The following is an 11,864-nucleotide window of genomic DNA, read 5'->3' as shown; positions in this document are numbered from 1 at the left end:
CAGCGGCAGCAGACGCTGGCCGACTCGCGCCAGCCGACTGCTCATTAGCCCTCTGCTGTCCTTCGATCGCAATCAGCAACTCAACCGCTCAACCTTTGGCGGAGGTCGCAAGTCACCGTATCTCGTCACCTCAGGAATGGCGCGCAACTGGCCAGACGCGTTACGGTTCGTACCTACGGCGCGTCGTCTGGCTCGGTGCGACTAGCTCGATTGCAGCGGGCAGCCGCAGGTCGCTGAAGCGACAGACTGCAGCTAGGATGGGCCGAAAGAGTAGGTTCCCAACATGAACATCGTTTACTACCCCATGGCGGTCGGCGCGGCCGTGGCTGCTGCTCCCGCAAGCGGCGTCCCATGGGCAGCAGTGCCTTTTCCAGTGACACCCAAATGTGCCATGACAACTCCTGACATGGCGCTGGCGCTCAGGAAGGACATTGATCCGGGCGGTGTGATCCCATTTTTTTGACAGCGGGACTCCAGCAGGTCTTCGACGTGATGTATCCAACCCTGGCGCTTTCCGGTCTGGACATGCTGGTCGCGACCCCCGCTTTCGCTGGCGTGCCTGGCAACTGGTTGAGCGTTTTTTCTCAGATGGTCGCTGCAGCGACCAGCCTCGCAGTCGCCGACAAGGTCGAGGGCTACCCTTTCTGCCTCTCGATGCAGTTCTGCAAGGTTGATGCAGCGGCTCCGGGCGTCGGCCCTGCGCCCGCAGCATGGCCGCTTGCGTACTGGCTTGCGATTCCCCAAGCTTGGCGAGTGAAGCCAATAGGTGCGGGCATGATGCCGGACTACGTAATCGCCAGGCAAAATGGGGCGGGAGTTTTTGAGTTCAGCACGCTCGAGGCGAAGGGCCGAAACGTGTCTGTTGACCAGAATTCATACCCCGGATACGCGACCATGAAGGCGCAGTCCCAGAATGCCGTCATCGTTGTCAATCCAAATCTCGGCGCCGCGGCAGCCGCTGCCGGAGGGCCACCGCCAGTCCTGACGCGCAGGATCCTCAGCCTCGTCGCCATTCGACCAAAGACCGTCAAGCTGGAGACGCGAGCGCTTCGCTGCCGTTGGACAAACCATCGCAATCCTGGAACCGACGGCACGGTGTCAGACGCGGACGGACTTCGCTTCGTTGTGGCCAGCTACGCAGTCATGCTTCACAACGTCGGGTTCGCTCGCCTGGCAGAAGGCATCGCTACGTTTTTTGACCTGGAGCACGAGGGCGACGCGTCGCCTGGAGATACCGCTGCCTGGGATCCGAAGGACTACGGGCTGGTGAATCGGGGCTTCGACTTGTATGCGCTCCATCAAGGCGAGCTGAGCGTCGGCGACTGCTTACTGCCGCGCCAAGTATTCAGACTCATTGGCCTGATCTGCGACAGCCTCGTACGGGAGACAGGGCAACGAACCCGCCAGCGCAGGGTGGCGATCGCTCTCTGGAAGTTCACCGAATCGATCAAGGCGGCCAACCAGGCGGCATTCGAACTGCCCGCAGGCGGCGGCAACCTGGTTGCGCTTGTCCAGTCTACGAACGGCATCTGCATGGTCGCTCGCAGAGCTTGATGCGACCATTTAATCGCCCCAGCCCCAGTAGACACCGGTCGTTCGTCGTGTCAAAAAGAAATGCGGCTAAAGCGGAAGTTTGTAACAGCCCCACGCCTTGCCACGAAGAGCCTGCAGGCGCCGGTGCTCCGGCTAGCGAGCGGGCAAGCTAAGAATGAATCACGCTATCAATCGGAGGAGAAGACACCATGAAACTCGAATCAGTAACTATCCAAAATTTCCGTTGTTATCGCGACGAAGTTCTCGTCCACATGTGCGACCTGACGACTTTCGTTGGGAAGAACGACATAGGAAAGTCGTCCGTTCTCGAAGCCCTCGAAATCTTCTTCAACAACGAGACCGTAAAGATTGAGCAGGACGACGCGAACATCTATAGCGGCGATACGCGGGTTTCGATTACCTGCGAGTTTTCCGATCTTCCGTCCGAGCTCAGCCTGGATGCGGGAGCTGATACCACGCTTGCCGAAGAATACCTACTGACGCCGAAGGGCACGCTCAAAATTCGCAAGGTGTTCGATTGCAAGAGCAAGTCGCCGAGCGTCGAGGTATTTATCGTCGCGCGACATCCGACTGCAGACGGTATTGGCGGACTGCTTGAACTCAAGGAAAAAGATCTTCAGAAGATCGTTAAGGACAAGGGGCTGGCAGCCCAGCTGAAAGGCAATCCGGGCATGCGAAAGGCGATTTGGGAGGCCGAAGCCGACCTTAAACTGGTAGACGACGTGCCGATTCCAGTCAGCAAGCCGAAGGAAGACAGCAAGCGCATCTGGGAGCAGATCGACAGCCATCTTCCGATCTTCGCATTGTTCCAAAGCGACCGCAGTAGCCGCGACTCAGACGGCGAAGTACAGAACCCTATGAGGCCGCCGTTGCTGCAGCAATCGCCGAAGTGCAAAACGAGATCGCGGCGATCCAACAGAAGGTAACGGAAAAGGCGGTCGAGATCGCGCAAAGAACTCACGAGGCGCTCAAGACCATCGACCCCAACCTAGCCAAAGAATTGAATCCTCAATTCACGCCGCCGACCGCGGCGAAATGGATCGGCTTGTTCAGCGTCAACATGGATACCGACGATGGAATTCCGCTGAACAAGCGCGGCAGCGGAGTTCGGCGTCTGGTGCTTGTGAGTTTCTTCAAGGCGGCTGCCGAGCGGCGGCTCACAGCAGGCAACAAGCGCAGCATCATCTATGCGATCGAAGAACCGGAGACGGCACAGCATCCGAACAATCAGGCCATCCTGATCCAATCTTTCAAGGCACTGGCGGCCGAGAGCGGCTACCAAGTCTTTTTGACGACGCACAGTCCCGGCTTCGCTTCAGAACTGCCAACAGATAGCATCCGCTTCGTGACCCGCGACGCAGCGGGCAAGCCGAAGATCGATGCCGGGGTCGATGTCTTTGGCCAAGTCGCGGAGACGCTCGGCGTGGTTCCCGATAGCCGCGTCAAAGTGTTGTTGTGCGTGGAAGGCCCAACGGATGTGGCGGCATTTAAATGCCTGAGCCAAGCTTTGCATACGGAAGATCCGACGCTACCGAACCTGGGCAAAGACGATCGCGTCGCATTCGTCGTGCTCGGAGGCTCGACGCTGAAGCACTGGGTAACGGAACACTATTTGAAAGCACTGCATCGCCGCGAGGTCCACATCTACGATAGCGACGTGGCGAAGTACGCGGTGTCGGTTGCCGAGGTAAATCTACGCACCGATGGGTCCTGGGCCGTGCAAACGGCCAAACACGAGATCGAAAGCTATCTGCACGAGGACGCGATCTCGGAGGCCTTCGGCGTGCAGGTGGGTGTGCCCGACAAATTGGATGCGAATGGCCGCGCGTTACCGCGCATTTTTGCAGCTGCGTACTCTGCGGCGCAGAACTACGATGGAGTCATGGGCGACGACAAGGCAAAGCTACGCTTGTCGGAGAGGGCGTTTCCCCTCATGACAGCGGCGAGACTGAAAGCGCGCGACCCCGCCGGTGAGGTGGAAGGGTGGCTCCGCCGAATCGGAATGATGCTTTGAATTCGCGAAGGCGAAACCCCTGACTGGACGGCCTTAGGCGGCAGCTTTGGGCCCGTTTGCGACGCTCGGAAGTCCCGGCTGAAGGACCGCAACCAGTCTGAAGCAGCCATGCCATTGTTCAGTAACGAGGCGAATAGTCAGACTTCGGACGCCACTGCGTATGCAGCTGGTCGTTCCATCTTGACGAATTGATGGCTCTGAAAGCCGCCGGCTAGACTTCGGCCGTCGGCAATAGGAGACATTCGATGCGTGAAAACAAAGCCCCTGTGATCTTGCGCATATTGCGCCGCTACTGCGTTGTAGCGCTCGGAGTTCTGGCTGGAGTAACGCTCGCAACATCATCACGAGCTGCAGAAGACCCAACGAACCGGGTCACACCACCGAATGCTTCGGTCTACCGGAGTATTGCCGGTCGCGATCTTCGAATCTTCGAGTTCCCCCCTGCAGACGTCGCGGGTAATGCACGGCCCGCCATCCTCTTGGTACAAGGCGGCGCATGGTCGCGCGGCAGCCCTGAACAACTCTTCAGATCGGCGCGATACTTTTCTGAAAAAGGGTTTGTATCGGTGGTTCTCGAGTACAGACTGGCGGATGCAACGAATTCGCCAGTCGAATCGTTCTCAGACGTTTGCTCCGCGCTCGCTTTCCTGAGAAAAAATGCCGGCAGGCTTGGCGTTACGCCATCGAGGGTTGCACTGTGGGGAATCTCGTCGAGTGGCCAACTCGTGGCGTCTGCCGCTACGGTTGGCTGCGATTCTGCAGAGGGTAGCTCGGGCAATAGCGGTCCCGACGCAATACTGCTCGTCTCGCCCGTAGTGGACGCCGTCTCAGACGGGTTGTTCCGTGATCTGATGAAAGGGCACGGGAAGCCTTCGTCTTTGTCCCCCACACACACTTTGACCAGAAGTATTGCTCCGACTCTGATCATGCAGGGTGACGCAGATCACACCACCCCAATCGAGCGGAGCAGGGTGTTCTGTGAGCGAGCGCGAGGCTTAGGAAGCCGGTGCGAACTTATCGCTCTTGAAGGACAGGGGCACGTGCTTGACAGGCCAACTCGAGATGGCGTGCTGGATCGTCAGGCTAGGTTTCTACGAGAGATATGGCAATGAGTGCCTGAGGTCCAATAAGACTGCTCGCAGTGCAACCGCCGCGACCGAAGCTCCTGGCTCTGCGCAGGCCGCAAGAACCTGCGCTTTGAACTCTGCGCTGTGACGGCGCCGTTGCTTCGGATTGACGTCCATTGATGATGTCCAGCTAACTCAGATGGACATCATGGTCTCCGGCTTGGCTTCAGTTCTCAAGGTGAGGCAACTGGCCGCTTACGCCACTGCCCTCAAGTTGCACCAGGATCGGCAGGTAATCGCGCCGCCATCCCCCAACGATGTCACTTGGCAAGTATGCGTCCGCCCAACACACCTTGAATCCGCCATGCGACTGGGCCAGCATGGTGTCCACCAGACCCACAGGTGGACACTATCAAAGACTCCAAGCGACTCACCCGGCGGCGCCATGACGCTGCCCTCAAGGCCCAAGTTCTGGCCGAATGTGCCAAGCCTGAAGCTTCGTGCGCATCGTCGTGCAGCGCGATCGGTCTCTTCCAAGCACAGTCGTCCCGGAAATAAGAAAGAGCGTCCGGCAGCCACACGGCGTCGATACGGATCAACGCAGCCACTCGCGCAGCCAGGCTTGCGGTTGTGTTAACACGCCCCTAGACCTGAAGGTCGGCATCCGCTTGCGACAGCTCCCTGGCCGCGATAGACAGGCTTGACCTCATCCGCGTCAGTGCTGCCTCGGTCTCGACCTTAATACGGCCCAAGCGTTCAGGACCACCGCGCAAGTCCGCTTCCAACTTCGCTCGCTCAGCTGCAGTTGTCGACTTCACACGAGCAATGTCAACTTGCAACGCCTTGGGAGAGCCATCGAACCGGAAGGAGCTTTCGCACTGGGCCCTCCAAGCCATCACCGTCGCCGTAAGCTTTTGCCCGAATCCTCGCACGGCCATCACGCTTTCCCAGTCGACGTCAGCAGCGGTCTCGACACCGAATGATCGCAAAGCCGCCTTCTTAGCAGGCCCGAGCCCCGCTATGGAAGCATCGTCAATAAAGAATCGGTCAAGGTGATCTTTCAACTGGCGCGCGCGTGCCTGAGAATTGACTTGGTCCAGCAATCTCTTCTCAGCTGCGGGCAAGTGGGTGTATGTATCGCGAATAGAAGAAAGCCCCTGCTTCTCCGAGGAAAAACGGCGTGTGGCACTTGGCTCACGCCAGCCATCCAACAACCTGTCGTAAGCGCTTTGGGCGGCCTGACGAACTGCTCGCCGGCGAGCCATCTCCTCGGCGTACGCCTTGTTCTCGGTGTCCTTGGTGGTGAGCCAAATCCCAAGACCAAGCAGGCCGAACAACACCCAAATTTGGGGAAACGCCACCGCAAAGCCTGTCAGCACAATCGCTGTTCCGATCCATAGCGCGGCCCGGTTGCTTTTCTTTTTCATTCCTGCCGGAAGCGGTGCTGGCGCCGAGACGAAATCACCTGGCTTGGGGGCCGAAGGCATGCTCGGCATCTTTACCGCTTCAATGGCTGCCCACACCTGTGCCAAGACGAACGTGCTGCCGACATTCGATGTATAGACCGTCAGATCGATGAAAAAGACGACTCCGGACTGATCGAGCGCACACCACGGACAGGACAGCAGATGCCCGGGAAATACATGCATCCTGGACTTGGAGCAAGTCTTTAGCGTGCCCCGGAGGCGATCGAGTTCCGCGATCCACTGTCCAGCGGTGGGCCGCCCATTTGGGTTCGCTCCCGTCTCGGTGAACGAGCGCTGAAACATCGCTTGTGTCGGCGCAGGAACCAAGTCCATCGCGATCGAGCGCGGAGGCGGGGCGAATCCCCGTTTTCCCGCATCAGAGCCATAAGCAAACCTGAAGCCCCTGATATCGTCTTCCAGGGAATTCCCGACCGAGTCAAGAAGGGGGCGTCCAGCGAACGGATGGCGCCCACCAAATAGCAAATGAAAGATCAGCAGCGCAAGCCCGAAAGCATCGTGGTTCGGTGTGCGCGCTACCGAAGCGAAATTGCTCGCCCCCTGAAGCTCCGGTGGTGTGAAATGAGAAACACCGACCTCGCACAGGTGCATGTGTCCACCAGCGGTAATCTGCATCGAATCACTGTCGATGAGCATCACTCTGCTGTCGGCTCCTACGAGAACATTGCCTTGATTCACGTCGCCAAGAACGTGGCCGTGGCGATGAATCACTTCGAACGCCGAAGCGGTGTTCCTGGCAGCGTAGAGTAGGAAATCCCATGCAGCTTTGGGATAGTCCTGCTTTCTGTGCGCCGGACCGTAGAGCATGTGAATCGGCTTGCGATTGGCCACTCGCTCCATCAAAAACCCTACGACGGGTCCGCCTTGGCTCGAGTGAAGCGTCTGGCTGGGCCAGGCTGAATAGGCAAGGAGATCCTTGTCTGCATGCGCGGCCATGAAGCTGAGCTTCTGTTGCTTCCTAGCATCCAGGCTCTGGTGGTAGATCTTTGCAACCGACTTGCTATCCGCCACCACCTCAAATACGCTGCCCTCTCCGCCTTTGCCCAGCTCAGCTCCCAGCTCTATGGTTGCTCCTGTGCCGGCCCAGAATCTGCGCCTCGCGATCATGGCTGGCAGGATGCGGACACTTCGATTTCCACCTCAGGGCAGTCGCCGTCGACCCACGATGCCAACGCCAAACTCTTGTCGTCATCCGTGCGCTCATTGACTGCCTTGCTTTCCAAAAAGTCGGCCAACTGCGCTTGAAGTGCATCCTCCTGCTCAAGTGACGCTCTGGCCAGCACATCAAAAAACGGACGAAAAAACGGAGCGTGTGCCGTGCCCGCGGAAAGGTTCAATGCCAATCGTTGGAGGCCGTCGCTAAACGCGGCCACATTCCGTGCCGGCAATGGATAGATGCGCGCGACAAGCACGTCTGCGTGATCAGCCTGCGTCACAAAGTGCGTCATGTTGGCGTATTCGCCTGTCATCGGTTCGATGGCCACCTCCAGACCAGCACCGGTGTCGATGACAATTGCGCCATCACCGATCTGAAAGACCAGCGTCGCGTCCGCGCGCGATACCACCCCAAGCAGGGTGCATGCGTAGTCTCGCGGAGCTAGTTTGCAAGCGATGGCCTCGGCAGCAATCGCCTCGTGGACTGATTGCGCACACGCTTTTGCCAAGGCCGTCGTCAACAACACACGAGGCTCGGCAAGAGCTAACGAGATAAACCGAACGGCGGCCTGGATGGCCAAGTTGGCGCCCTCGCCTCCCTTGAGTGCAGACCCTGCTCCATCAGACACGAAAACGGTCAGGACATCCTCACCACCGAGCTTTTCGACAAAAGCCCAACACTCATCCTGGCAGTCAGTTCCGTTGGTTTGGTGTGAGGTGCCGATCGCTGTCGCGCTGACAACACGCCAGGTCACACCGAGCTCCAGCCCGATGGCGGCGGAAGCGCCACGAGCTCGCCAGGTGTGGACTGAGAGACCGATTTCAGCGACGAAGAGAGCCAGCTAAAGAGCTCACGGAATTTCAGCCCCTGCAGGGAAATTGGTGCGCGACTGCTAATCTGTCGAAGCACGTCCATGTTGGCGCCCTGGACACCAATTGAAAAGAAAGCGAACTTCTTGCTTTCCTCCCCTTCACGCACCTGAGCAGCAGCCGAGTGCCACTCATCGGTCGGACCGCCATCAGTGATCAAAAAGATCCAGGGTCGATAGTAAGGGATGCCATTGGCACGGTAGTCTTCTTTGCGCTGCCGCACGAGTTCGACGCCTTGCCTGATGGCTTCGCCCATCGGCGTATCGCCCTGTGGCGTCAAGATCGGAGGATAGAACGAGGATGCGCTGGTGAAAGGCGTATGAATCTGCGCCGGGCCAAACGTCACGATGGAAATTTCAACGCGCTTCATCGCCAGCGAGTCGGCCGCCAACTCATCTTTCAACGTTACCAAGCCATCGTTCAGCGCCTGAAGCGGTGCGCCAGACATCGAGCCCGACACGTCAAGAAGCAGGACAAGTGGGCAACGCGGCTCCGCGTTGTCTGCGAAGCTGTTATTTGGATCAAAACTGAACTGGCCGAAGCTGATTTGCTCTGTCATGGTCACTCGTAGGCAATTGATGATTAAGTGGAAGCACCCGGGCGCCCAGCGCGCCTGGTGTGGATTCAAGGACCTTCGCCCATAGGACCAACGTCCGGCTGATCACGTCGATTCGACTCGTACGTGGACGTGCTGCCGTTGGATCTCAATCTGCCCCGCGCGTAGGCTGGCGGAAATGGAATCTCGCTGCGGGGGCGTACACCAGGCAGCCTTCTTTCTCCAGGCCCGACCAGTCTGCGCGGACCTTCAGCGAGGCGAGAAGACGATTCTTCGTCGTCTATAGCGACCTCATCGCCTTCACTCGATACCACCTTCGCAGCAGCACCCCCTCGCGCCGGGGCCGGCGGTGCTTGCGTCGGAGCCATGGCAGGAATCGCCGAAGACTTTGCTACCGCGTCTACGGGCGGTTGTGGCGCTGACTCTGGCGCGGGGAGAGGCGCTGACCTGTAAGACTGCGAAGGCAGGGCTGGAGCTGCAGAAATGGAACGAGCGGGAACAGCTGCCGACGCCGTCGCCGGGCGCACCGCTGCAGCCCCATTCGCCGTCCATAGACTTGAGGCGACCTGCAAAGCCAGATATCCAGACAGCCCGCCGATCGCCAGAGACATCGAGGTTCGCGCAGCCAGAAATTTTGCGTTGGAGGTGCCGTTACGTTGGTAGCGAGACCAAAACTGTGGATAGAAATGCCATGTCGCAACAAGGCCCGCCAGAGCGACAACAGCACCAGCCAAAGCCGTGAGCATGCTAGGTGCGGCGAAGCACAGAAACGCAACGCCCGCCAAGAAGCCAGCACGCCGCAACCTGCTCCCCCAAGGCGTTGAAACCGGAACCTGATTGTTTTTGTACCCCGTTCGATAGCGCCGATCGACCTTTGCGGTGGTGGGATCAAGAATCACCACGACCGCCGCCAAACAGGCCAGAAAGCCAATAATTTCCTTCACACCCCTTCCCTCCCCAGGAAGACAAATGGTAACAAATATATCTTTTCACTGCACCGGCTCTTGAAGTGCGTGCCTCCCTCTTCAGTCGCGTGTTGCGAAGCCAAGCGACGGAGTTGTTGCGGAGGCTCGGCGTATCCGACGCGTTCAGATGCCGAGTTCTTTGAGGACTACGAGACTGTGCGCAACAACCTGCTCGGACATCTGCTTCATTCGCGAGCGGGACCGATCGCGTCGGGAAGCCTGTACGACAGTACCAACCCGCGGTTAGAGGCGCTATTGCGGCAAACCGTGTTTCGTACCGCACGCGACCAGTTATTTGGAGAGGATCGGAAGGCGCTGGAGGAGATCAGCCGCAAGGGTGTGTTGCCAACGACGCAGGAAACCCGTTGAGTTCGTGCATCGCGTACCCGTCGATCGGCAGCACGTGAAGAACCGAGAGCGCGCTGCGCTTCAGCGCTGCTGCATCCCGCGCGTTGATCAGGCGGCGCACGGCCACGCCAGCGCACTGCCGCAGCCACTGGTAGCGCTTTGAGATCCCGCAGTGGGTCCGCTCGAGGACGGGCTGCTTGGCCAGCAACGCCTGCAGCGGAACAATGGCGCTGGCAACCACGGCAATGTCGGCGCGCTCGAAAAACTCCGACAGTTGTTCGGACAGGCCAGTACCCTCGTATTGGTCGTACTCGACCAGCAGCGGGATGCATCTCAGGAGCCACGCCAATGTCTGCGCGTCGGGCCTCGCGATGTGGCTGACCAGATCCGCCATGCATTTGCGGTTCATCTGGCCGCCCTCCTTCGCGAAGGCTTCGCGGATCGAGGTCATGTCCTGCGGCGTGCCCAGTTCGGCAACAGCCCGGAACGCGGCGATCCGGGCGTACTGCCCTGCTGTCGGCGAGCGCGCCACGCTCATCACCTCTGGGAGCGCCTCGGCCAGACGCCCCTGCCAGACCATGCGCATCAGGAACGAGGCGATGTCGTCGTTGTCGGCGTGCTTCCTAGCCAGGCGACGCACCGTGTCGATCAGATCGGGCGCGGCGAAACGCTGGATGGCCGCGAAGTCGGCCATGGAGCGTCGGGACGCGCCGCTGGCCAGTTGCTTGCAAACCTGCTCAAGGATCTCGCGCCGGACGTCGACGGGCAGTTGCACCGGGTCGCCGCCTTCGAAGACGATCTCCGGCGCCAGGCGGCGCACCTTTTCAAGAATGCGGCTGTCACCCATGGCCATCCAGGGCAGCAACGGCCGCAGCGACGGCACCACGACCTCGAGACCGTATTGGTCCCGGAAGAACAACTCTTCGACCTTGCGGCGCGAAACCTCTTGGCCGAGCAGCTTTAGGAGCCACTGCGCCGCCAGATACTCCTTCACCGACCGATGGTGGAAGCGCACCGTGCTGTAGATGTCCTGGTCGAACAACGGTCGTTGCAGTAGCGCACCCAGATCGGCGGGTTGCCAGCCCTTGAACAGGTCGCGAACGTCCAGCCCCTGCACGCCCTTGCCGGCATCGGGTACGCGGATGTTTTGAACCTGGGTCAGCATCAGGGCGCCGGCGATGATCTGGGCGCCTTTCAGCGCCTGATCCTCCGACAGCGCCCTTGCCTCGATGCGTTCCTGGCTGGTCTCCTGGATCCGGCGCTTGACGCTGTTTTGCATTAGCTCGAGCCGCGAACCGATCCGGCCTTTGTCTTGCCAGTACTCAGCCACCTCGATCAGATCCTGAGGCCGGGCCGTGAACGACCAGGCGTCGGCCCGGTCGATGTCACCCAGGAACTTCTTCGTGTCCGCGATGCCCTTCGCGCTCGCGAAGGTCTCGATCTGCCCAGCCGACAGGTCCTGCAGCGTGACGATCTTGAAGGGGGACTTGTCGGGCGTCGCCCGTTCGGTGGTTTGGCCGCCCTCGACGTCCTCACGGCCCACCGTGACCTCGTTGGCCACTGGGAACAAGCTGTTGCAGAGATCCAGGTCGGATTTCGGGCGCCAAGCCGCTGCCCGCCCCGTGACGAGCAGGTGCGTACGCTGCTTCGCCTTCGAGATACGCGCCGCGACCTTCCGGATGAGGTCCGCCGCCAGCCACATCGCGTCGATGCGGGTCATCGAAGCACCTCGCGCATCCAGAGCGCACAGTCGTTGGCCGCACCACCCGACAAAATGACCGCGATCCTCGTCGGTCCACGCCGCAGTTCGATTCGAATGTCTGGGGCCTGGGCCTGGGCTGGGGCTGGGGG

The 11,864-nt window shown here is 59.8% G+C and carries 9 protein-coding genes; 5 read left to right on the top strand and 4 right to left on the bottom strand.

The window, feature by feature from the left end; genetic code table 11:
* The first annotated feature begins 283 nt into the window (after positions 1 to 283).
* The 5 genes from BMG07_RS36870 to BMG07_RS45240 all read left to right on the top strand — a co-directional run bounded on the left by BMG07_RS36870 (position 284) and on the right by BMG07_RS45240 (position 4,680).
* Positions 284 to 463, top strand: coding sequence for a hypothetical protein (locus BMG07_RS36870; protein ID WP_198088634.1), 180 nt, complete (start codon positions 284 to 286; stop codon positions 461 to 463).
* Between the two features lie 29 nt (positions 464 to 492).
* Complete coding sequence (locus tag BMG07_RS36865) at positions 493 to 1,554, top strand: hypothetical protein (protein ID WP_198088633.1); 1,062 nt, start codon at positions 493 to 495, stop codon at positions 1,552 to 1,554.
* A 188-nt stretch (positions 1,555 to 1,742) separates the two neighbouring features.
* Positions 1,743 to 2,480 (top strand): AAA family ATPase, encoded by a 738-nt coding sequence (locus tag BMG07_RS43535; protein ID WP_269759770.1) that lies wholly within the window; start codon positions 1,743 to 1,745, stop codon positions 2,478 to 2,480.
* Positions 2,444 to 3,568 carry an AAA family ATPase gene (locus BMG07_RS43530; protein WP_307867258.1) on the top strand — a complete coding sequence of 375 codons (1,125 nt, stop codon included), beginning with the start codon at positions 2,444 to 2,446 and terminating at the stop codon, positions 3,566 to 3,568. The genes BMG07_RS43535 and BMG07_RS43530 overlap by 37 nt, the downstream gene beginning before the upstream one ends.
* Before the next feature lie 245 nt (positions 3,569 to 3,813).
* Positions 3,814 to 4,680, top strand: coding sequence for an alpha/beta hydrolase fold domain-containing protein (locus tag BMG07_RS45240; RefSeq protein WP_198088632.1), 867 nt, complete (start codon positions 3,814 to 3,816; stop codon positions 4,678 to 4,680).
* Between the two features lie 599 nt (positions 4,681 to 5,279).
* On the opposite strand, the gene BMG07_RS36850 is transcribed toward BMG07_RS45240, so the two are convergent.
* The 4 genes from BMG07_RS36850 to BMG07_RS36835 form a co-directional block, all read right to left on the bottom strand.
* On the bottom strand, positions 5,280 to 7,226 hold the full coding sequence (locus tag BMG07_RS36850) for a helix-hairpin-helix domain-containing protein (protein ID WP_198088631.1): 1,947 nt from the start codon (positions 7,224 to 7,226) through the stop codon (positions 5,280 to 5,282).
* Positions 7,223 to 8,029 carry a PP2C family serine/threonine-protein phosphatase gene (locus tag BMG07_RS36845; RefSeq protein WP_198088630.1) on the bottom strand — a complete coding sequence of 269 codons (807 nt, stop codon included), beginning with the start codon at positions 8,027 to 8,029 and terminating at the stop codon, positions 7,223 to 7,225. Before BMG07_RS36845 ends, BMG07_RS36850 begins: the two co-directional genes overlap by 4 nt.
* Positions 8,026 to 8,703 carry a VWA domain-containing protein gene (locus BMG07_RS36840; protein ID WP_198088629.1) on the bottom strand — a complete coding sequence of 226 codons (678 nt, stop codon included), beginning with the start codon at positions 8,701 to 8,703 and terminating at the stop codon, positions 8,026 to 8,028. The genes BMG07_RS36845 and BMG07_RS36840 overlap by 4 nt, the downstream gene beginning before the upstream one ends.
* Before the next feature lie 1,287 nt (positions 8,704 to 9,990).
* Positions 9,991 to 11,733, bottom strand: a complete 1,743-nt coding sequence (locus tag BMG07_RS36835) for a hypothetical protein (protein WP_198088628.1) — start codon at positions 11,731 to 11,733, stop codon at positions 9,991 to 9,993.
* Positions 11,734 to 11,864: the final 131 nt, after the last annotated feature.

The sequence above is a fragment of the Variovorax sp. E3 genome (assembly GCF_016082275.1).
GTDB lineage: Bacteria > Pseudomonadota > Gammaproteobacteria > Burkholderiales > Burkholderiaceae_C > Variovorax.
This window is presented reverse-complemented; position numbering and strand designations above follow the sequence as displayed.

Bases quoted from the DNA above. Each gene is read 5' to 3' on its own strand.
- BMG07_RS36865 (WP_198088633.1), top strand. From the start codon at position 493: ATGTATCCAACCCTGGCGCTTTCCGGTCTGGACATGCTGGTCGCGACC.
- BMG07_RS36840 (WP_198088629.1), bottom strand. From the start codon at position 8,703: ATGACAGAGCAAATCAGCTTCGGCCAGTTCAGTTTTGATCCAAATAAC.
- BMG07_RS36850 (WP_198088631.1), bottom strand. From the start codon at position 7,226: ATGATCGCGAGGCGCAGATTCTGGGCCGGCACAGGAGCAACCATAGAG.
- BMG07_RS36835 (WP_198088628.1), bottom strand. From the start codon at position 11,733: ATGACCCGCATCGACGCGATGTGGCTGGCGGCGGACCTCATCCGGAAG.
- BMG07_RS45240 (WP_198088632.1), top strand. From the start codon at position 3,814: ATGCGTGAAAACAAAGCCCCTGTGATCTTGCGCATATTGCGCCGCTAC.
- BMG07_RS43535 (WP_269759770.1), top strand. From the start codon at position 1,743: ATGAAACTCGAATCAGTAACTATCCAAAATTTCCGTTGTTATCGCGAC.
- BMG07_RS36870 (WP_198088634.1), top strand. From the start codon at position 284: ATGAACATCGTTTACTACCCCATGGCGGTCGGCGCGGCCGTGGCTGCT.